Annotated in this window: 17 protein-coding genes; 6 read left to right on the forward strand and 11 right to left on the reverse strand. The window is 62.0% G+C overall.

From position 1 onward, the window contains the following. Positions 1-47: 47 nt before the first annotated feature. A complete protein-coding gene (locus AB4O16_RS29500) occupies positions 48-2,000 on the reverse strand; it encodes a DNA topoisomerase III (protein WP_460156536.1) in 1,953 nt (650 codons plus the stop codon). 271 nt (positions 2,001-2,271) lie between these two features. Here AB4O16_RS29500 and AB4O16_RS29505 point away from each other — a divergent pair, with 271 nt between their 5' ends. Beyond that, complete coding sequence (locus AB4O16_RS29505; protein ID WP_160387835.1) at positions 2,272-2,640, forward strand: DUF427 domain-containing protein; 369 nt, start codon at positions 2,272-2,274, stop codon at positions 2,638-2,640. Between the two features lie 44 nt (positions 2,641-2,684). On the opposite strand, the gene AB4O16_RS29510 is transcribed toward AB4O16_RS29505, so the two are convergent. Then, the gene (locus AB4O16_RS29510) at positions 2,685-4,307 is read right to left on the reverse strand and encodes an MFS transporter (RefSeq protein ID WP_460156537.1); all 1,623 of its coding nucleotides are present in this window, start codon (positions 4,305-4,307) and stop codon (positions 2,685-2,687) included. A 199-nt stretch (positions 4,308-4,506) separates the two neighbouring features. Next, positions 4,507-6,153: a GMC family oxidoreductase gene (locus tag AB4O16_RS29515; protein ID WP_460156538.1), complete on the reverse strand. Its 1,647-nt coding sequence runs from the start codon at positions 6,151-6,153 to the stop codon at positions 4,507-4,509. Positions 6,154-6,284: 131 nt separating this feature from the next. Here AB4O16_RS29515 and AB4O16_RS29520 point away from each other — a divergent pair, with 131 nt between their 5' ends. Beyond that, entirely contained in the window at positions 6,285-7,175 is an 891-nt protein-coding gene (locus AB4O16_RS29520) for a LysR family transcriptional regulator (protein ID WP_160387832.1), read from the forward strand. Positions 7,176-7,308: 133 nt separating this feature from the next. On the opposite strand, the gene AB4O16_RS29525 is transcribed toward AB4O16_RS29520, so the two are convergent. The 3 genes from AB4O16_RS29525 to AB4O16_RS29535 form a co-directional block, all read right to left on the reverse strand. After that, positions 7,309-8,406, reverse strand: a complete 1,098-nt coding sequence (locus tag AB4O16_RS29525; protein ID WP_460156539.1) for a DNA alkylation repair protein — start codon at positions 8,404-8,406, stop codon at positions 7,309-7,311. A 127-nt stretch (positions 8,407-8,533) separates the two neighbouring features. Next, positions 8,534-10,342 (reverse strand): monovalent cation:proton antiporter-2 (CPA2) family protein, encoded by a 1,809-nt coding sequence (locus tag AB4O16_RS29530; RefSeq protein WP_460156540.1) that lies wholly within the window; start codon positions 10,340-10,342, stop codon positions 8,534-8,536. A 60-nt stretch (positions 10,343-10,402) separates the two neighbouring features. Then, positions 10,403-11,575 (reverse strand): DUF1624 domain-containing protein, encoded by a 1,173-nt coding sequence (locus AB4O16_RS29535; RefSeq protein ID WP_460156541.1) that lies wholly within the window; start codon positions 11,573-11,575, stop codon positions 10,403-10,405. A gap of 179 nt (positions 11,576-11,754) precedes the next feature. Between AB4O16_RS29535 and AB4O16_RS29540 the strand changes: the two genes are divergently transcribed. Next, positions 11,755-12,669 carry a LysR family transcriptional regulator gene (locus AB4O16_RS29540; protein ID WP_160387828.1) on the forward strand — a complete coding sequence of 305 codons (915 nt, stop codon included), beginning with the start codon at positions 11,755-11,757 and terminating at the stop codon, positions 12,667-12,669. On the opposite strand, the gene AB4O16_RS29545 is transcribed toward AB4O16_RS29540, so the two are convergent. The 3 genes from AB4O16_RS29545 to AB4O16_RS29555 form a co-directional block, all read right to left on the reverse strand. Then, on the reverse strand, positions 12,659-13,435 hold the full coding sequence (locus AB4O16_RS29545; protein ID WP_460158099.1) for a substrate-binding domain-containing protein: 777 nt from the start codon (positions 13,433-13,435) through the stop codon (positions 12,659-12,661). The genes AB4O16_RS29540 and AB4O16_RS29545 overlap by 11 nt on opposite strands. Before the next feature lie 26 nt (positions 13,436-13,461). Then, entirely contained in the window at positions 13,462-14,766 is a 1,305-nt protein-coding gene (gene tcuC / locus AB4O16_RS29550) for a tricarballylate/proton symporter TcuC (protein WP_460156542.1), read from the reverse strand. A 154-nt stretch (positions 14,767-14,920) separates the two neighbouring features. Continuing rightward, entirely contained in the window at positions 14,921-15,994 is a 1,074-nt protein-coding gene (locus tag AB4O16_RS29555; RefSeq protein WP_460156543.1) for a diguanylate cyclase domain-containing protein, read from the reverse strand. Between the two features lie 173 nt (positions 15,995-16,167). Between AB4O16_RS29555 and AB4O16_RS29560 the strand changes: the two genes are divergently transcribed. Beyond that, positions 16,168-16,506, forward strand: a complete 339-nt coding sequence (locus AB4O16_RS29560; protein ID WP_160387825.1) for an FKBP-type peptidyl-prolyl cis-trans isomerase — start codon at positions 16,168-16,170, stop codon at positions 16,504-16,506. 22 nt (positions 16,507-16,528) lie between these two features. Further along, complete coding sequence (locus AB4O16_RS29565; protein WP_460156544.1) at positions 16,529-17,005, forward strand: MEKHLA domain-containing protein; 477 nt, start codon at positions 16,529-16,531, stop codon at positions 17,003-17,005. Positions 17,006-17,012: 7 nt separating this feature from the next. Here AB4O16_RS29565 and AB4O16_RS29570 read toward each other — a convergent pair whose 3' ends face one another. Continuing rightward, complete coding sequence (locus AB4O16_RS29570) at positions 17,013-18,134, reverse strand: cytochrome P450 (RefSeq protein WP_460156545.1); 1,122 nt, start codon at positions 18,132-18,134, stop codon at positions 17,013-17,015. Between the two features lie 79 nt (positions 18,135-18,213). Here AB4O16_RS29570 and AB4O16_RS29575 point away from each other — a divergent pair, with 79 nt between their 5' ends. After that, the gene (locus AB4O16_RS29575; RefSeq protein ID WP_160387823.1) at positions 18,214-18,975 is read left to right on the forward strand and encodes an ArsR/SmtB family transcription factor; all 762 of its coding nucleotides are present in this window, start codon (positions 18,214-18,216) and stop codon (positions 18,973-18,975) included. Positions 18,976-19,143: 168 nt separating this feature from the next. Here the strand turns inward: AB4O16_RS29575 and AB4O16_RS29580 are convergent, their stop codons facing one another. Next, entirely contained in the window at positions 19,144-20,163 is a 1,020-nt protein-coding gene (locus tag AB4O16_RS29580) for a branched-chain amino acid aminotransferase (RefSeq protein WP_160387822.1), read from the reverse strand. Positions 20,164-20,233 lie beyond the last annotated feature (70 nt).

Genomic DNA, 20,233 nt, shown 5'->3' on the forward strand with positions numbered 1-20,233 from the left:
TGGCGACAAGTAATTTGTGGCGAGGGAGCTCGCCACAGGGTTCGGTGTCAGGTTTGAGGGTTGCTTGCCGGTTTTGCCTTGCGCCTGGTGCCGCTTGCTGGTTTGCGCGCAGTGCCTTTGCGCTTTTTCTTCCATGGGGCTGCGGCGGAGCCGGTGGGTGGCGGGCCGCTGATGGTCATGCTCAGCCCGGCGCAGCGACTGACTTGCTTGCTCATCCACGCCGCCTGTTTGGTGACGAACTCTTCCAGGCTCATTTCCCCGCTTTGCACCATGTCCAGGGCCTGTTCCCAGATCGCCGTGGTGCCCGGATCGGCGATGGCTCGCGGCACGGCATCGATCAGGCTGAACGCGGCCGGTGTGGCGGCCAGGGCCTTGCCGTGCTTGACCAGATAACCACGGTCGAGCAGGCCCTGGATGATCGAGGCGCGGGTCGCTTCGGTGCCGATGCCGGTGGTGTCCTTGAGCTTTTGCTTGAGCAGCGGGTCTTCCACCAGTTTGGCGACGTTCTTCATGGCCTTGATCAGATCGCCTTCGGTGAACGGCTTCGGCGGTTGCGTCCAGAGGTCCTTGAGTTGCACGCCGGCCACTGCGCAATCGATGCCTTCGGCGAGGTTGGGCAGGGTCTGCGGCGCAGGGGCTTCGCGTCCCTTGGCCGGCGCCAGGGCTTCGGGCAGGGCGCGTTTCCAGCCCGGTTCGATGATCTGCTTGCCGACCGCGCGCAGCGCCTGGCCCGCGCAGTCGAAGTCGGCCTGGGTGCGGTCGTATTCGTGGTTGGGCAGGAACTGCGCCAGGTAGCGCGCACGGATCAGCGTGTAGACGGCGCGCTGCTTGCCCGTCAGCTTGTCGAGATTCTTCGCCGCGGCGGTGGGGATGATGCCGTGGTGAGCGCTGACCCCGGCATCGTTCCAGGCTCGTGAGCGGCGTTGCGGATCCAGGTGGTCATGCAAGGCGTTCAACGCCGGATCGGCCTGGCGCAGCGCCGCCAGGATGGCCGGCGCCTCGCTGTGCTGGCTGAGGGGCAAGTAGCCGCAATCACTGCGCGGATAGGTGATGACCTTGTAGGTTTCGTAGAGCGCCTGGGCGATGTCCAGGGTTTCCTGGGCGCCGAGGCCGAGCTTCTTCGAGCAGACCTCCTGCAGGGTGCCCAGGTCGAACGGCAGCGGGGCCACTTCGCGCATCCGTTCGGTACGTAGCTTGATCACCCGCGCGCTGGCCGCGCCGCGCATGGCCGCCGCTGCTTGTTGTGCCAGCGCCTGATTCAGGCAGCGGTCCTGATCGTCGCAAAGCTCCGATGGCGCGCGCCATTGCGCGGTGAACGCGGTGTCGTTGTGCAGCAGTTGCACATCGATCGCCCAATAGGCGACGGGCACAAAGTCGGCGATGCTGCGATCGCGATCCACCACCAGGCGCAAGGTCGGCGTTTGCACCCGGCCCACCGGCAACACACCCTGATAGCCAGACTGGCGCCCGAGCAAGGTAAACAGTCGGCTCATGTTCATGCCGATCAGCCAGTCGGCCCGGGAGCGCCCCAGGGCCGAGTGATAGAGGCTGAAGGTTTCGTTGCCCGGTTTGAGGGCCGCGAGGGCCTTGCGGATGGATGCATCGTCCAGCGCCGACAGCCAGAGGCGGCGGATCGGCCCGCGATAACGGCAATGCTCCACCAGTTCCCGGGCGATCATCTCGCCCTCGCGGTCGGCGTCCGTGGCAATGATCAATTCGGACGCTTCACCGAGCAGGCGCTTGACTGCCTTGTACTGGCTGGCGGTGCGCGGCTTGACGGTCATCTTCCACTTTTCGGGGATGATCGGCAGGTCGGCCAGCACCCAGCGCTTGTAGCGCGCGTCGTAGGCATCCGGCGGCGCGGTTTCCAGCAGGTGGCCGATGCACCAGGTCACCGTGACGTCCGTTCCCAGCCAGCAGCCATCGCCCCGGCGCCGGGCGCCGAGGACTGCCGCAATGTCTTTGGCCTGGGAGGGTTTTTCACAGAGGTACAGCCGCATAACCACCATCGTCGATCTAATGTGCCAGAGGTGCACAGAATGGCGGTTGATGGGCGATGGAGCAATCTTTATCTGTATGGATGTACAGCTTGGTGTGTCGCTCCCGTTCGGCTGTGAAGCCGTCGCGAGGGTAAAACTTGGGTTATACCTGATGAATCGTGGTTTCAGGTTTTGGGGCTGCTGTGCAGCCCATCGCGGGCAAGCCACGCTCCCACACCACCACCATCATCATCGATTTGCAGGTCCATCACCGTCATGAGGAAGGTTTTCCATGAAAAGCTCCGGTCCTAGCCCTGTCATCACCATCGCCGAGCAGCCTGGTTGTCTGTTGGTGAGGTTCCACGGCATTCAGGTCGCCGCTTCGGCTCGCGCGCTGGTGTTGCTGGAGGCCAATTACCCGCCGGTGTACTACGTGCCGCGAGAGGACATCGACGAGAAGTATTACGCCCGCACCGACCACACCAGTTATTGCCCGTACAAGGGCGATGCCAGTTATTTCAGTTTGCAGGTGCCGGGGCATGAGGCTGCCAATGCGGTGTGGAGTTATGAGAACCCCAAGATATCGGTAGAGCAGATACGCGAATACGTGGCGTTCTATCCGGATCAGGTGAAGTTCGAGTTGCTTGACGCCGAAGTCTGATCAACGCGACGAGGGAGCGAGCTCCCTCGTCGGCAGGCACGACCTCAGTTCTTGTCGAGATCGACGTTGCGTGTCTCACGCAGGCAAATCATCCCCACCACCAGGCTCACCCCGGTGATCACCACCGGATACCACAGCCCGTAGAAGATGTCCCCGGTGTACACCACCAACGCGAACGACACGGTTGGCAGGAAGCCGCCGAACCAGCCGTTGCCGATGTGGTAGGGCAGGGACATCGAGGTGTAGCGGATGCGGGTCGGGAACAGTTCGACCATCAACGCCGCCAGCGGGCCGTAGCACATCGCCGAGATGATGATCAGCGCGACGATCAGCGCGACGATCATCGGTTTGTTGATCTGCTGCATGTCCGCCTGTTGCGGGTAGCCGGCGAGGGTCACCGCGCCGCGCAGGGCGGCTTCGTCGAAACCGTCGATCTTCACGTCACCGACGCTCACCTGCACGCCACTGCCGACCGGGGCTGCTGCGCTTTGGTACGGCAGGCCCTGCTTGACCAGGAAGGTCTTGACCTTGTCGCACGGGCTGTCGAATTTCGCCTTGCCCACCGGGTCGAACTGGAAGGTGCAGGTGGCCGGGTCGGCCATCACGGTGATCGGTGCCTGGCGGCTGGCCTGGTCGATCGCCGGGTTGGCGTAGTGGGCCAGGGTCTTGAAGATCGGGAAGTACAACGCGGTGGCCAGCAACAGGCCGAGCATCAGCACCGGTTTGCGCCCGACCTTGTCCGACAGCCAGCCGAAGAAAATGAAGAAGGGTGCGCCAATGGTCACGCTGACGATCAGCAAGCCGTTGGCCACCGCCGGGTCCATTTTCAGGAACTGGGTGAGGAAGAACAGCACATAGAATTGCGCGGCGTAGAAGGTTACCGCTTGCCCGGCATTGATGCTGAACAGGGCGATCAACACCACCTTGAGGTTTTCCCATTTGCCGAAGGAGTCGCGGATCGGCTGCTTGCACAGCTTGCCTTCTTCCTTCATTTTCACGAAGGCCGGCGACTCGTGCAGGCTCATGCGAATCCAGGTCGAGATGCCCAGCAGCACGATGGAGAACAGGAACGGAATGCGCCAGCCCCAGACTTCGAACTGATCGCCGGTGAAGTAGCGACAGCCCAGCACGACCAGCAGCGAGAGCAACAGTCCCAGGGTCGCGGTGGACTGAATCCAGCTGGTGTGGAAGCCGCGCTTGCCGATCGGTGCGTGTTCGGCCACGTAGGTCGCGGCGCCGCCGTATTCACCGCCCAGGGCCAGGCCCTGGAGCATGCGCAGCACCACCAGGATGATCGGCGCGGCGATGCCGATGCTCGCGTAGGTCGGCAGCAGCCCGACACAGAACGTCGCCACGCCCATGAGGATGATGGTGGCGAGGAAGGTGTACTTGCGCCCGATCATGTCCCCCAACCGACCGAACACCAGCGCGCCGAACGGGCGGACGATGAAGCCGGCGGCGAAGGCCATCAGGGCGAAGATGAACGCCGTGGTGTCGTTGACCCCGGCGAAGAACTGTTTGCTGATCACCGCCGCGAGGGCGCCATAGAGGAAAAAGTCGTACCACTCGAAGACTGTCCCCAGGGACGAGGCGAAGATGACTTTCTGGGTTTCCTGACTGGTGCCCGCGCTGCGCACGGCTTCCAGGGGCTGAACGTGTTCTGACATACCGGTATCCCTCACAGTGATTGTTTTTGTTGTTCCACTGTCGGCGCCGGCCTTGTGGGCGGGTGCCGCTACATCGATGCATCGGGTGTATTCGTTTGTGTAGGAGCCGGCTTGCTGGCGATGACGTTGTCTGGCGCGAAATCAATGTTGACTGATTCGCCGCAATCGCCAGCAAGCCGGCTCCTACATTTGTCCGTGTTCAGATGTTTGCTGCCAGCTCCATGGGTTGAGTGAGTTTCCTTGCGTCTGGGTTGAGAATCATCTGCGCAGCCTTCTCCGCAATCATCAGCGTCGGCGAGCAGGTGTTGCCCGAGGTGATGCGCGGCATGATCGAGGCGTCGGCGATGCGCAGGCCGGGGACGCCGTGGACCTTGAGTTGCGCATCGACCACGGCGTCGGCGTCGTTGCCCATGCGGCAGGTGCCCACCGGATGGAAAATCGTCGTGCCGATGCGCGCGGCGGCTTCGTGCAGTTGTTCTTCACTTTGCAGGCTGGCGCCGGGCAGGTATTCCACCGGGTTGAAGGCACGCAAGGCCGGTGCGGCAACGATGCGCCGGGTCAGGCGGATGGCGTCGGCGGCGACCCGCAGGTCTTCGGGGTGGCTGAGGTAGTTGGGCTGGATCAGCGGTGCTTCCTGCGGATCGGCCGAGCGGATATCCACCCGGCCACGGCTTTGCGGGCGCAAATCACAGACCGATGCGGTGAATGCCGGGAAGGCATGCAGCGGTTCGCCAAAGCGCTCCAGCGACAGCGGCTGCACGTGATATTCAAGGTTGGCCGAGGTCTGTTCCGGCCCCGAGCGGGCAAAGGCGCCCAACTGGCTTGGCGCCATGGACAGCGGCCCGCTGCGGTCGTACAGGTAGCGCAGGCCCATGCCCATCTTGCCCCACAGGCTGCCGGCAATCTGGTTCAGGGTGCGGGCGTTTTCCAGCTTGTAGATCAGTCGCAGTTGCAGGTGATCCTGCAAATTGCCGCCGACACCGGGCAGCTCATGGGCGACGCCGATGCCCAGCCGTTCCAGCAGCGGGCGCGGGCCGATGCCGGAACGTTGCAGGATGCCCGGCGAACCGACCGAGCCGGCGCAGAGGACAATCTCCTTGCGGGCCTTGAAGGTTTTCGCCTGGCCTTGCCAGCGGGCGCTGACCGCTGAGGCGCGGCCATTGTCCAGCAGCACGCGGTCGACTTCGACTCCGGTCAGTACGCTGAGATTGGCACGCTGACGCACCGGTTTGAGAAAGGCCTTGGCCGCATTCCAGCGGATACCGGACTTCTGATTGACCTGGAAATAGCCGCAACCTTCGTTGTCGCCCTGGTTGAAGTCATCGATGCCGGCGATGCCGCTTTGTTCGGCGGCACTGCGGAAGGCGTCGAGAATCGGCCATGACAGGCGCTGGCGTTCCACTCGCCATTCGCCCGCGGCGCCGTGAAATTCGGCGGCGCCGGCAAAGTGATTTTCACTCTGTTTAAACAGTGGCAACACGTCTTGCCAGCTCCAGCCAGGATTGCCGTCGGCGGCCCAGCTATCGTAGTCGCCGGCCTGGCCGCGCATGTAGATCATGCCGTTGATCGAGGAGCAGCCGCCCAGCACCTTGCCACGCGGGTAGCTCAGGGCGCGGCCTTGCAGCCCCGGTTGCGCTTCGGTCTTGAAGCACCAGTCGGTGCGCGGGTTGCCGATGCAGTACAGGTAACCAACGGGGATGTGGATCCAGGCATAGTTGTCGCGGCCGCCGGCTTCGAGCAGCAATACGCGCTGTTGCGGGTTGGCCGACAGTCGATTGGCCAGCAGACACCCGGCCGGCCCGGCCCCGACCACGATGTAATCGTATTCATCAAGGGAAGCCTGCATCCCTGACCTCGTTTGTTGTTCTTGTTGTCTGTCATCCTAGTTGTTAGCTTTCGTCAAAAGAATGTTAGTTTTTGCGCAGCCGCTGTGCGTTTTTAAACAGCATCCCGAACAGCAAAGAACAAGGACGATTCATGTTCGACTGGAATGACCTGCGGTTTTTTCTCGAATTGCAGCGCAGCGGGCGATTGCTCACGGCAGCCCGTCGCCTGAACACCACCCATGCCACCGTGGCACGGCACATCGAGGCCATCGAAAAGAGTCTCGGCACGGCGTTGTTCGTCCAGCATGCCCAGGGCTATGAGATGACCCCGGCGGGCGAGGCGTTGCTTAAACACGCCGAGGCCATGGAGAACGTGGCGCTGCTGGCCCAGGAGGAAATCACTCAGTCCACCGCGCCGCTGGGCAAGATCCGCGTCGGGGTGACGGAGGGGCTGGGCATCATGTTCCTCGCCAGTCGCATGAACGGCTTGTTCGAGCGCTACCCGGGGCTGGAAGTGGAACTGGTGGCGGTACCGCGTTTTGTCAGCATCCTCAACCGCGAGGCGGAAATCAGCATCCACCTGGAGCGTCCGGCCGCCGACATGCTGGTCACGCGCAAACTCACTGACTATCGCCTGGCGCTGTACGCCAGCCAGGACTACCTCGACCGTTCGCCACCGCTGCACAGCCGTGAAGACCTGGGGCGCCACGCCTGGATCGGTTACGTCGATGACCTGCTGTTCAGCCAGGAACTGATGTTCCTCAACAGTTTCTGCCGCAACCCGCGGGTGGTGTTTCACAGCACCAGCGTGATCGCCCAGCAACAGGCGGCGCGCTCAGGCCTGGGGATCGCGGTGCTGCCGTGCTACATGGCCAGCGCCGATCCCGGTCTGGTGCCGTTGCTGCCGGACGAAAGCATCCAGCGCAGTTACTGGATCAGTACTCGTCGGGAGCTGCACAAGTCGGTGCGGCTGCGGGTGTTGTGGGATTATGTGGTGGAGTTGTGTGAGCGGGAGCAAGGGTTGTTGTTGGGCGGTGCCTGAGCTGGCGCCATCGCTGGCAAGCCAGCTCCCACAGGGATCTGCTGTGTTACACAGTTAGTGTGAACAACACAAAAACCTGTGGGAGCGGGCTTGCCCGCGATGGCGGCGGCCCATCCAGAATTGATCTTGAGGTTCAACCGAGAATCTCAAACGCCGTGCTGGCCAGCCGTTCGCCATTGACCATGATATGCACCGCATGGCGTCCCGCATAATGCCGGCGGGTGGTGAGTTCCTTGATGTGCTGGCCACGGCTGACGGCTTCGAGCGCATTGCCGGGCAGCGTCAGTGCCTTGAGCTTGAACACCTTCGCCGAGGTGCTGCCGTTGGCCTTGACGTAGTCGATGGCGTAATCGATGACCAGGCGCTGACTGTTTTCAACGGTCGATCGGACGGCAAACGACAGGGTGATTTTTTCGCCCAGGCCAATCACCGGCGGTTCGACTTTCACATCGACGATCTCGACTTCAGGCTTGCCGCCCGCGCCGATGATCGCCAGCGCCCGCTGGTTGCCCTGTTTGATCAGGCTGCGCAAGGCGTGTCTGGCGATCCATGCGCTGTGCCGGTTGTCCAGCGCCCAGCCTTCGATCAGGTCCAGCACCCAGTCGGGGTGATCCTTGGTGATGTCGTTGAGGTGATTGGCCACGGACTTGCGCACGTAGAGACTGGTGTCGGCCTTGAGGTTGTCGAGGATTTTCGCCGCGAGTGTCGGATCGGCCTGAACCGGTTCCAGCCGGAATGACCAGGGCAGGCGTGGCCGACAGCCTTCACTGGCCAGGCGCCGTACGTGTTCGTTGTCATCCAGCGACCAGTCATGCATCAGCCGCAGCGAACGCTCGAGGTCGCTGCGCAGGAAATGGCGGATCGCGAATTCCGAGGAGCCGAAGGTGGTGAAGTACTTCAGCGCGTCCATCGACTGCTCGAACGCATGGGCGCCGTAGCTGGCGACGTAGTGCGGCAGGCACATGCTGACAAAACCGCTGTTCAGGCGCGGGGCGAGGGCGCGCAGCACCTGCAGCGACGCCTCGTAATCCAGCGGCAACACCGCGTGCAGGCACTCGCTGACCCGGGCCATGCGCTGCATGACGCTGAGGTCCGCCAGGCCGGATTGGGCCAGCTTGAGGAATTTTTTGCCGTCAAAATCGGGATACACCGCCGTCATCTCTGTGGTGATGTGCTTGAGGCGCTCGGCGTTGAATATTTCCTTGAGGGCGGGGGCAGGTTGGTCAGTCATGGTGGTTCCTTGGTAGTTGTTGATCCATCACACCGCGTTATCGTTCATCGCTGGCAAGCCAGCTCCCACAGGGTTGCGATGAATTTGTAGGAGCCGGCTTGCCGGCGATGGGGCCCTCGAATTCACCTCATTTTGTCCCCGCTTGCTCCTGCAGCTGATCCGACTCGAATAACCTGGCCAGTTCAACCCGCGCTTCCTGCGCCGTCTGCATCACCTTCACCGCATCGTCATACACCGCATGCTGGGCCTCCAGCACCTCTTCGTCGTGTTGCTTGAAGCGTTTGATCCGCGCATCCGCCTGGGCCTGGGTCAGCCCCAACCCGATCAGGGTTTGCCGGCTCATTTCCAGGCTCGAATAAAAGGTTTCGCGCACGGCATGGGCGCCGACGTCCATCAGCCGGTGCACGTGCTGGCGGTTGCGGGCGCGGGCGATGATCTTCATATGCGGGTAGAGCTTGCGCACCAGTTCGGCGGTCTTGATGTTGGTGTCCGGGTCGTCGGTGGCGATCACGAAATACTCGGCTTCGCCGACCTTGGCCGCGTTGAGGATTTCCGGGCGCATCGGGTCGCCGTAGAACACCGGTACGCCACCGAAACTGCGCGACAGTTCGATGGTTTCCACCGAGGTGTCGAGGGCCACGAACCTGATGTTCTGCGCGCGCAGGATCCGCGCGACGATCTGGCCCATGCGGCCCATGCCCGCAATCACCACCCGTGGCGCGTCGGCGTCGATTTCGCGGAATTTTTCCGGCACTTCCACCGGCTGCACTTTCGGGCTGACCAGGCGTGCGCACACCAGCAGCAACAGCGGCGTCACCGCCATGGACAGCGTGATGGTCAGCACCAGCAGGTCATACAGTTGTGCCGCGAACAGCCCATGATCGCGACCGATCTTGAACACCACGAAGGCAAACTCGCCACCGGCCGCCAACACGATGCCCAGACGGACCGCACTGACCTTCTTCAAGCCACCGGCCAGTCGACCGACAATGAACAGCAGCGGCAGTTTGATCGCGATCAGCAGCAGGGTCAGGGCCAGCACCGCGACCGGCATGCTCAGCAACAGGCTCAGGTTCGCGCCCATGCCGACGCTGATGAAAAACAGCCCCAGCAACAGGCCCTTGAAGGGCTCGATCTGGGCTTCCAGTTCATGGCGATACTCGGAGTCCGCCAGCAGCAGGCCGGCGAGGAAGGCGCCCAGGGCCATGGAAATCCCCGCCAGTTCCATCAGCCAGGCCGTGCCGATCACCACCAGCAACGCGGTGGCGGTGGAGACTTCCGGCAACGCGGTCTTGGTCACCACGCGAAACACCGGTCGCAGCAGATAACGCCCGCCGATCACCACCACGGCGATGCTGACCAGCACTTGCAGGCCATGATTGAGGTCTTCGCTGGCGCTGGTGCTGTGATCGCCGCCAGCCAGCAACGGCACCATGGCGATCAACGGGATCGCGGCGATGTCCTGAAACAGCAGGATGGCGAACGCCAGCCGCCCGTGCGGGCTGGTCAGTTCCTTGCGTTCGGCCAGGCTTTGCAGGCCGAACGCCGTGGACGACAGCGCCAAGCCGAGGCCGAGGACGATCGCGGTGTTCAGTGGCTGGGCAAATCCCCACAGCGCCACCACGCCGATCGCCGAACCGGTCAGCAGCACTTGCGCCAGGCCTACGCCGAACACCGATTTACGCATCACCCACAAGCGTCGCGGCGACAGTTCCAGGCCGATGATGAACAGCAGCAACACCACACCGAGTTCGGAAATGTTGGCGACGCTTTGCGGGTTGTCGATCAGCCCCAGCACCGACGGGCCGATGATCACGCCGGCGAACAGGTAACCCAGCACTGCCCCCAGTTGCAGGCGCTTGGCCAAGGGGACGATGAGTACGGCCGCCAGCAGAAACACGACAGCGGCTTGTAGCAGGTTGCCTTCATGGGGCATGGGCGAAACTCCAGGACTCGGGACAGCGGGGTGACAAGAATAAAGGCAATCAGGTCCCGATCAGAAGTATTTGAGCCAGGCGATATCTCGACGACGCGCCTTCAATGCCGCGAACCAGCGCACCGGTAAGTAAAGTGCTGCAGTCAAGAGCACTGCCGTCAGCCACACCGCCCAAATGCCGTCGAAACCGAAGTAGTCGCCCTGGTTCAGACCGAACCACCCCACGCTGATCAGATACAGCATTTTCAACACATAAAGATGGAGCAAGTAGAAGAACATCGGTGCCGCACCCAATACCGCCAGGGTGCTTATCCATTTGCGTTGCCGAGCCCGCTCAAAGCCTAGAAGCAGCAACAGCCCTGCACCCAGCGTCAGAGACAGGAACAGCAGGGAGGGGGGGTATTTTGTGATGTTGAAGAAACTCATGAAGGTTTGCGTGGTGCTTTCATGAACCCTCCAATGTGCCTCGCCATAACCGTTGATCAGGCGCAGGGCGATGAAACCGAGCAATGCGCCGACCCCGGCGAGCAACAGGTAGCGCTGACGCCCGGCGGCCGAGGCCGGGCGAGCGAACCAGGGGCCGATGCAGTAACCCAGGGCGATGACACCTATCCACGGCAGCACAGGGTAGGAAGTGCGCAGGCGCAAGCTGTCGGAGAATTCGATCCAGCCGCGATCATGCAAAATGGCCCAGGGCAGGTGCATCGCCGATCCGCTCGGGAAGTGCAGAGAGTCGAGCAGGTTGTGTCCGGCAATGATGGCCAGACCCAGGACACACAGGATGGGTCGAGGCAGCCAGACCAGTGCTGCGAGGGCAATCATGCTGATACCAATCGCCCAGATCACCTGCAGGTAAATCACATTGGGCGGGAACTGGAACGTCCAGGCGAAATTCACCAAGGTGAACTCCAGCAGAACCAGGAACAAGCCACGCTTGAACAGGAACATCGACACTTCGTTCTTGCCCTGGTGTTTTTCGCCGTACAGGAAAGCTGAGAGTCCGGTGAGAAGAACGAACACCGGCGCACATAAATGGGCGAGCGTCCGGCTGAAAAACAATGTCGGCTCCGTGCTGTCGATGACCATCGGGTCGGCGACCTGGCGGTGCAGAAAGAACGTTTCGCGCACGTGATCCAGCAACATGAAAATCATCACCAATCCCCTTAGGGCATCGATGGACATCAGGCGTTGGCTCAGGGTTGTGATGGGCGGGATTTGAATAGGGTTTGTCATCGAAAGTCGCAGGCAGGAAGTGGATAGCTGTGCCGGTAAACGACCGACAGATCATGTTTTTGATATTGTATAACGTTTCAATATCAGGCAGAAGGCGTCGCCCTGTTCAATAGGTCTTTGCATCAATTGGTTACATTTATACAATAAGCTGATCAATCCGCTTTGCTGCCGAGTAACCCATGGCGATCAACTTCGACCTCAATGACCTGCAAGCCTTCCGTGCCGTGGTCGAGCAGGGCAGCTTTCGCAAGGCCGCCGATGCGGTGCGCATTTCCCAGCCGGCCTTGAGCCGGCGCATTGAAAAACTCGAAGACGCCCTTGGCGTGCGGCTGTTCGAACGCACCACGCGCAAGGTCAGCCTGACTCAGGCCGGACGCGGTTTCATGCCCAGCGTCGAGCGCCTGCTGGACGATCTGGACGTGGCGTTGCTGGGCATCAGCGAAGTCGCTTCGACCCGGCTCGGCCACGTTACGGTCGCCTGCGTGCCGTCGGCGGCGTATTACTTCATGCCGCGGGTGATCGCGCACTATCACCGCCAGTTTCCGCGGATCAAGGTCAAGGTGCTCGATTCCAGTGCCCATGAAGTGTTGAGCGCGGTGGTCAATGGCGAGGCGGATTTCGGCCTGAGCTTCATGGGCACACTGGAAGCCGAAGTGGATTTCGAGCCGCTGGTGCAGGAAGGGTATGTCGTGGCGTGCCGGCGTGATCATCCGCTGGCGGGGCGCAGTAGCGTGACCTGGGACGAGTTCTATCAGCAGGATTACATCTCGCTGGATAAAACCTCCGGCAACCGGTTTCTGCTGGATCAGGCACTGACCGGCGTGGTGCCGCAGCGGCCGAGCATCTGCGAAACCCGGCATGTGACGACCATGATCGGTCTGGTCGAGGCCGGATTGGGCGTGGCGGCGGTGCCGCTGATGGCGATGCCGGCGGCGGATCATCCGATCCTGACGCGGGTGCCGTTGACCGATCCGCAAGTGATGCGCAGCGTCGGTCTGATCAAGCGCCGGGGTCGAACCCTGACCCCGGCGGCACTTGAACTGGAACGGTTGGTGATAGAAATGAAAGTCGTGCAGCCGGCGGTCAGCGGCTGACCGAGTCCAGCCCGGTCGCCTTCACATCCGGTTGCGCCTGGGCCGAGGCCATGTATTCAAGCAAGGCCCTGGCTTCGGCCGGGTGCCGGGCACCGACCGGGATACCGGCGGCAAACCGGGTGACCGACTGCACTGGCTCCGGAATCTTCGCTACGAAACTCACCCCCGGCACCGGCAACAATTCGCTGACTTGCTGGAAGCCCAGTTGATAGTCACCGGTGGCGACCACCGAGCCCACGGGGATTTTCGGCACCATGGTCGACTTGGGCTTGAGTTGCGCTTCGATACCCAGGCGCTTGAACAACTGCTGCTCGATGTACACGCCGCTGGCGCTGTCGGAGTAGGCCACCGATTTCGCCTCGAGCAGGGTCTTTTTCAGGCCCTCGACATTGCTGATGTCCGGCTTTGGTGCACCTTCGCGCACCACCAGGCCAATGCGTGAATCGGCCAGCTCGACACGGGAGGCCGGGTCGACCTTGCCTTGTTTGATCAGATCGTCCAGGGCGTAGCCGACCATGATCACAACGTCCGCTTGCTCACCGCGGGCCAGGCGATTGGGAATCGCCTCCGGGGCCTTGCCCATGGAGGGGCCGAGCGCGGTGTCGAGGGTGTTGCCGGTGGCGGCGGCGAACTTCGGGCCGAGGACTTTGTAGGCCGCCGTGAAACCGCCGGAAGTCATCACACGGATCTCTTCAGCCTGGGCAATGCCGCTCAAGCCCAGGCTCGCCAGCAATGCGAGGGCGGCTAGATTGAAAGGTTTTTTCATGGTCATGTTCTCGATAGAAGGCAGGTTCACGACGCCACCGGTTGCAGATGATTCGAGGCGCGGCGATAGAGCATCAACGTCGCGCACAGTGCGCACAGTGCTGCAAAGCTCATCCAGTAACCTGGCGCCGCCTTGTCACCGGTGTACTGGATCAGCAAGGTCGAGATCGCCGGGGTGAACCCGCCGAACACCGCGGTGGCCAGGCTGTACGCCAGCGAGAACCCGGCGACTCGCACCTCCACAGGCATGATTTCCGTCAGCGCCGGAATCATCGCGCCGTTGTACAGGCCGTAGATGAACGACAGCCACAGCAACACCAGCAACATGTGCATGAAGCTCGGCGCATTGACCAGATAGGTCAGCACCGGGTAGGTGGTGGCGATGGCCAGCAAAGCCATGGCGATCAACACCGGGCGTCGCCCGATACGGTCCGAGAGCGCGCCGCCAATCGGCAGCCAGATGAAGTTCGAAACGCCGACCAGCAAGGTCACCAGCAGCGCATCGGAGGTGCTCAGGTGCAGCACGGTTTTACCGAAGGTCGGCGCGTACACCGTGATCAGGTAGAACGCGGTGGTGGTCAGCGCGACCATCATCATGCCGGCGAACACGGTCTGCCAGTTTTGCCCGAGGGTGCGGAACACTTCGCCCATGCTCGGGCGGTGTTTACGGGTGGCGAATTCTTCGGTTTCTTCCAGGTTGCGGCGCAACAGGAAGATGAAGGGCACGATCATGCAGCCGACGAAAAACGGAATCCGCCAGCCCCAGTCGGCAATCACACTCGGTGCCATCCACTGGTTCAAGGCGTACCCCAGCGCAGCGGCGACGATGATCGCCACTTGCTGGCTGCCCGACTGCCAACTGGTGAAGAATCCCTTGCGGCCGGGCGTGGCGATTTCGGCGAGGTACACCGACACACCACCCAGTTCCGCACCGGCGGAAAAGCCCTGCAGCAACCGCCCGATCAGCACCAGGGCCGGGGCGAACAAGCCGATGGTCTCGTAACCGGGCACCAGCACGATCAGGATGGTGCCGCTGGCCATGATCGACAGGGTGACGATCAAGCCTTTGCGCCGGCCCACGTCATCGATATAGGCGCCCAGCACCACGGCACCCAACGGACGCATCAGAAAACCTGCGCCGAACACGGCGAAGGTCATCATCAGCGAGGCGAATTCGCTGCTGGCCGGAAAGAACACGGCAGCGATCTGCGTGGCATAGAAGCCAAAAAGGAAGAAGTCGAACTGTTCGAGGAAGTTGCCCGAGGTGACCCGGAAGATTGCGCTGGCCCGGGAGCGACCGGCAGTCGCGGGCCGTTGGGTTGATGCTGTCATTGACCTGTACTCCACCGCTTTTATGACGTGCTCCGGCTGGACGCGGCGCACGGTTCTTATTGAGGCGGATAGTGGGGCAGGAGCATCGATATGTTAATTGCATTGTTGGCATGCATTGATGTGCGAAGTGGATCAATGCATCCGTGGGCACACGCTATGGATTATGTGCCCGCACCACGCTTTCGGTGCCCAGCCGATACTGATTGTTGCCGCTGCGCTTGGCCTCATACATCGCCAGGTCGGCGATGTGCAGCAGGCGGTCGATGCTCGGCGCGTGATCGGGGAACACCGCGACGCCCAGGCTGGTGCCGATGTGGCGCTGGTCGTTGCCGATGGTGACGGGCGGGGAGAGTTCGACGAAGATCTTCTGGCAAATGGTGCGCGCTTCGTCTTGCAGGTTTTTGCCCTGGGGCAAGCCCTGGAGGATGACCACGAATTCGTCGCCGCCGATCCTCGCGACGGTGTCGGTGCCGCGCAGAATGCGCTTGAGCCGCGTGGCAGTCGTGACCAGTACGCGATCGCCGGCCGCATGACCATAGCGGTCATTGATGGCCTTGAAGCCGTTGAGGTCGACAAACACCAGCGCCACCCGCGTGGTACTGATGCGCGCCTGCTCCAGCGCTTCGGACAGGCGCTCTTCGAGCACCAGGCGATTGGGCAGGCCGGTCAGCGGGTCGAAATGGGCCAGGTGCTTGAGGTAGTGGGCGGAGGCCTTTTCTTCGGTGATGTCGCGTACCACGCCCATCATCTTGATCGTTTCGTCGTGATCGTTCTTGACCACGTTACCGGTTTCGCGCAACCAGCGGATCGTGCCGTCGGGCCAGACCACGCGGTATTCCTCGTCATGGTTTTCGCCGGTTTCCAGGCAACGCAGCTCACCGGCCCGAACCCTGAGCCGGTCATCCGGATGCACGCAGGCGCAGAACAGCGCGTAGGAGGGCGTCACTTCGCCGATCTTGAACCCGAACATGCCGAAGATCGCGTCTGACCAAAACAGGCGGTCGGTGTCGACATCCCAATCCCAGGTGCCGATGCGAGCAAAATACTGGCTGCGTTTGAAGCGCTCGGCGTCGCCATCCTGGTGGATGTTCCGGCCTTCGGACAGGCTGCTGATGATCACCCGGTACTGCGCCAGTTGCTTTTGCAGCGAGCGCTCGCGCCAGACCAGCGCGACGATCAGGGTAAGCGTCATTGCACCAAGGATGACGCTGGTCCAGAGCAGGATCATTCGGGAATGGTCATCAGGGCGTTGAACCGTACGGGTAATGGTTGATTATGTTAGTTCAGCAAACAGTTTTAAACGTCGTGCGCGGAGGCGGCAAGGGTTGCCAACCGACGGCAAATCTGGGAAAACGGCGCCCATCAGGCCCTTGACGGCGAGTGAGCATACGAGTGAATTCAATGAATGACGAGCTTCAGGTAATCGATCTTCAACCCGGTGACGGAAAAGCCGCGGTAAAAGGCGCGCTGATCACCACCCAGTACCGTGGCTGGCTGGAGGACGGGACCGAATTCGATTCTTCCTGGAGCCGTGGCAAACCCTTCCAGTGCGTGATCGGCACCGGGCGGGTCATCAAGGGCTGGGACCAGGGCATCATGGGCATGCAGGTCGGTGGCAAGCGCAAGTTGCTGGTGCCGGCGCACCTGGCCTATGGCGAACGCAGCATGGGCAAGATCACGCCGAACTCGAACCTGATCTTCGAAATCGAGTTGCTGGAAGTACTGACGCGCGATGATTGACCGCGTTTGTCAGGGAGAATGCATGTTGCGCAACGATGAATACGCCACGGCCATCGAACTGCTGGACTCGTCCTATCGACACTGGACCGGTGAACACTTGCCAGCGCCGCAGTCGCTGACCGCACTGGAGCGCCTGCACTGGTTGCACGCCCACGCGCCCTACAGTCTGCTGGCCCACGGCACTGAAGACGATCCTGTGTTTTTCTACGCCAATGAACAGGCGCTGGCCTGCTTCAAGTATCCGCGTTCGGGGTTTCTGGGCATGCCCTCACGCTTCAGCGCTTCGCCTCTGGACCGTGCAGTGCGCCAGACCTTGCTGGAGCAGGTCACGGCCCATGGCATTGCTCATGGTTACAGTGGCTATCGGGTGGATCGGCAAGGGAATGCCTTCATGATTCATGAAGGCAAGGTGTGGACGCTCATCGATCAACACGGTGAGCGGGTGGGGCAGGCGGCGTTGTTCTGGCCGGATGCTGCACGGGTTGGGCAGTTGGGCTGATCGTCGATCACGCGGTTGGCCGATCCGAGAACAGCGCAATTCGTCCATTGGCGGACGGGCGGTAATGCCAGGTCAGGCGATCCAGTGCCGGCTGCATCGCCAGAATATGCCGGACGGTAGCGCCAGCAATGCTCAACGCCAGTGTTTGCCCCGGACATTGATGGCGCCCCGCACCAAACGTGAAGCTGCGCCGGTTCGGGCGTTCGAGCAGGAATGCGTCGGGGTTGTCGTTGAGCTGCGGGTCGCGATTGGCCGAGGCCAGCAGCACCAGGATCACATCACCGGCATGCAGAGCCACGCCGTCAATCTCGCAGGGGGCGGCGACGAAGCGGCGGGTGTTCTGTACCGGCGGGTCGAAGCGCTGCACTTCCGCCACCAGGTCTTCGACGTGGGTTGAATCACTGCGCAACGACGGGTGTTGAATCAGTGCCAGCAGGGCGTTACCGATCAGCCCGGCCGTGGCCTCGAAGGTCTGGGAGAACAGGCCGATCAGGTTGGCGATCAACGATGGCGTTGCGTCGGCGGCGAAGCGCTGGCGGATGCCTGCAAGCAGATGGCTGTGGTTGTGCGGATCGTCGAGCAATTCGATGAAGTAACCGCTCAACTGTTCGGCGGCGGCATGGGCGGCAGCCAGTTGTGCGGGGCTGCTCAGGGGCGACAGGCAAGCCACGAAATCCGCCGTCAGTTCGCTGATGGCGCGACCCTGGGCCGGGGTGAAGCCCAGCAACGCCGCCACCACGCACACCGGTCCGCGGAACATGGCGTTGTACAGGCCAGCGGCGTCGGCGGTGATCAATCGGGCGCTGACCAGGGCCTCGACTTGCTGCACATCGATCAATTCCAGCCTCGGCGCAATCGCCGCTCGTGGGCAACGCTGGCGTTCACCTTCATTCATGCGCATCAAATGACCGAATACGTGGCCGGCCATGCCATCGGCAATCGCCTTGGGGATTGGCTCCTGCGCCGGTCGAACGTGGCAATCGGGATGTGCCAGTACGGTGGCCACCACTTGGGCGCTGCTGGCCAGCCACATGTTCAGCCCCGGATGAAAAACCAGCTCACCCTCGGCACGCAGTTGTGCGTAGTAGGGATAGGGATCGGTATGGGTCGCAGCGATGATCGGGTCCATGGGTCACAGCCTTATGTTGTCGGAAAGTGTTGCTACTATCTCCAGTCCGAAAGTCTGTTGATTCGTCCGGGAGCGAAATATGAGCGCAGCACAACACGACACTGGCGTCTCGCAGGTGGCGGCCGCCATCGCTGAGCCGGCGCGGACGAAAATCCTCTGTTCGCTAATGGACGGCCACGCGCGCACCAGTACCGAACTGGCGGCGGTGGCCGAAGTCAGCGCGTCGACCGCGAGTGCCCACCTGGCCAAGCTCAAGGAACTGGCGCTGGTGCGGCTGCACGTCCAGGGACGTCACCGCTATTACAGCTTGGCGGACAAACGCGTGGCCCAGGCCCTGGAGGCGCTGATGGTGATCGGCCAGAACACCGCGCCGGGCTTCCAGTCGCGTACCCCGGATCGCCTGCAATTTGCCCGCACCTGCTACGACCACATGGCGGGCACCCTGGCCGTGCTGTTGCATGACCGGATGCTTGAAGCGGGCTGGCTGGAGGAAACCGACGAACAGGCCTATCGCTTGAGTGACAGTGGTTCGGCAATGTTTCAGGGGCTTGGGATCGAGGTACAGGACTTGAGCACCTTGCGCCGCCGCTTTGCCTGCCCGTGCCTGGACTGGAGCATGCGCCGACCACATCTGGGAGGATCGCTGGGCGCGGCGTTGCTGCAAACGGCACTCAAGCGCAAGTGGGTGACGCAGGATCTGGACAGTCGGGCGTTGGCGTTGACGGCGTTGGGGCGCAAGGAGATGGGCGCCCGTTTTGCTGTCGAGTTGCCTGCGGGGATCGAAGGCAACCGATCGCAGTCTGCGGCAGCCCGAGGGGCATCGCTCAACCCGAACCTGTAGGAGCCGGCTTGCCGGCGATTGTGCCTTCAAGCATGGCGGTGAATTTGAGGAGGCCATCGCCGGCAAACCAGCTCCTACAGGGGAACGGGTGGCGGTTTTTGAAACGTGGCCATGAAAAAAGCCCCCATCGATCGCTCGATGGGGGGCTTTTGTGCGTCTGGCGTCAGGTCAAACCTTGACGATCCAGCCTGCTGGCGCTTCGATGTCACCGGTCTGCACGCCGGTCAGCTCTTTGTAGAGCTTCTGGGTGATCGGGCCGACTTCGGTTTCGCTGTGGAACACGTGCAGGTGGTCGTTGTAGTTGATGCCGCCGATTGGCGTGATCACTGCAGCGGTGCCGCAAGCACCGGCTTCCTTGAAGTCCGACAGTTTGTCGATCAACACGTCGCCTTCGACCACGTCCAGGCCCAGGCGGGTCCTGGCCAGCTCGATCAGCGACAGACGGGTGATGCCCGGCAGCACCGACGGCGAGTTCGGGGTGACGAACTTGTTGTCGTGGGTGATCCCGAAGAAGTTGGCCGAGCCGACTTCCTCGATCTTGGTATGGGTCAATGGGTCCAGGTAGATGCAGTCGGCAAAATGCGCCTTCTTGGCCTGGGAGCCGGGCATCAGGCTGGCGGCGTAGTTGCCACCGACCTTGGCCGCACCGGTGCCTTGTGGCGCGGCGCGGTCGTAGCTGGAGATCAGGAAGTTGTGCGGGGTCAGGCCGCCCTTGAAGTAGGCGCCGACCGGGATGCAGAAGATCGAGAAGATGAACTCCGGCGCCGTGCGCACGCCGATGTTGTCACCCACGCCGATCACGAACGGGCGCAGGTACAGCGCGCCGCCGGTACCGTACGGCGGAATGAAACGCTCGTTGGCGCGAACCACTTCCTTGCAGGCTTCGATGAATTGCTCGGTGTCGACTTGCGGCATCAGCAGGCGGGCGCAGCTGCGCTGCATGCGCAGGGCGTTCTGGTCCGGGCGGAACAGGTTGATCGAGCCGTCCTTGCAACGATAGGCCTTCATGCCCTCGAAGCATTGCTGGCCATAGTGAAGGGCCGTGGAGCCTTCGCTGATGTGCAGCACGTTATCTTCGGTCAGGGTGCCTTTGTCCCATTCGCCATTGCGAAAGTACGACAGATAGCGCTTGTCGGTCTTGATGTAGTCAAAACCCAGCTTGTCCCAATTGATGCTTTCGTTACCCATGACACCCTCTATCACTTAACAACCGCCGAAACGGTTCAAGGCTTCTGACGTTTTTTGGATGGGGACAACA

The organism is Pseudomonas sp. S2_H10 (genome assembly GCF_054668285.1).

What these genes read in the sequence shown, in the direction of transcription:
- AB4O16_RS29500 (WP_460156536.1), bottom strand. Translation starts at nt 2,000, where the DNA reads ATGCGGCTGTACCTCTGTGAAAAACCCTCCCAGGCCAAAGACATTGCG.
- AB4O16_RS29505 (WP_160387835.1), top strand. Translation starts at nt 2,272, where the DNA reads ATGAAAAGCTCCGGTCCTAGCCCTGTCATCACCATCGCCGAGCAGCCT.
- AB4O16_RS29510 (WP_460156537.1), bottom strand. Translation starts at nt 4,307, where the DNA reads ATGTCAGAACACGTTCAGCCCCTGGAAGCCGTGCGCAGCGCGGGCACC.
- AB4O16_RS29515 (WP_460156538.1), bottom strand. Translation starts at nt 6,153, where the DNA reads ATGCAGGCTTCCCTTGATGAATACGATTACATCGTGGTCGGGGCCGGG.
- AB4O16_RS29520 (WP_160387832.1), top strand. Translation starts at nt 6,285, where the DNA reads ATGTTCGACTGGAATGACCTGCGGTTTTTTCTCGAATTGCAGCGCAGC.
- AB4O16_RS29525 (WP_460156539.1), bottom strand. Translation starts at nt 8,406, where the DNA reads ATGACTGACCAACCTGCCCCCGCCCTCAAGGAAATATTCAACGCCGAG.
- AB4O16_RS29530 (WP_460156540.1), bottom strand. Translation starts at nt 10,342, where the DNA reads ATGCCCCATGAAGGCAACCTGCTACAAGCCGCTGTCGTGTTTCTGCTG.
- AB4O16_RS29535 (WP_460156541.1), bottom strand. Translation starts at nt 11,575, where the DNA reads ATGACAAACCCTATTCAAATCCCGCCCATCACAACCCTGAGCCAACGC.
- AB4O16_RS29540 (WP_160387828.1), top strand. Translation starts at nt 11,755, where the DNA reads ATGGCGATCAACTTCGACCTCAATGACCTGCAAGCCTTCCGTGCCGTG.
- AB4O16_RS29545 (WP_460158099.1), bottom strand. Translation starts at nt 13,435, where the DNA reads ATGAAAAAACCTTTCAATCTAGCCGCCCTCGCATTGCTGGCGAGCCTG.
- tcuC (WP_460156542.1), bottom strand. Translation starts at nt 14,766, where the DNA reads ATGACAGCATCAACCCAACGGCCCGCGACTGCCGGTCGCTCCCGGGCC.
- AB4O16_RS29555 (WP_460156543.1), bottom strand. Translation starts at nt 15,994, where the DNA reads ATGATCCTGCTCTGGACCAGCGTCATCCTTGGTGCAATGACGCTTACC.
- AB4O16_RS29560 (WP_160387825.1), top strand. Translation starts at nt 16,168, where the DNA reads ATGAATGACGAGCTTCAGGTAATCGATCTTCAACCCGGTGACGGAAAA.
- AB4O16_RS29565 (WP_460156544.1), top strand. Translation starts at nt 16,529, where the DNA reads ATGTTGCGCAACGATGAATACGCCACGGCCATCGAACTGCTGGACTCG.
- AB4O16_RS29570 (WP_460156545.1), bottom strand. Translation starts at nt 18,134, where the DNA reads ATGGACCCGATCATCGCTGCGACCCATACCGATCCCTATCCCTACTAC.
- AB4O16_RS29575 (WP_160387823.1), top strand. Translation starts at nt 18,214, where the DNA reads ATGAGCGCAGCACAACACGACACTGGCGTCTCGCAGGTGGCGGCCGCC.
- AB4O16_RS29580 (WP_160387822.1), bottom strand. Translation starts at nt 20,163, where the DNA reads ATGGGTAACGAAAGCATCAATTGGGACAAGCTGGGTTTTGACTACATC.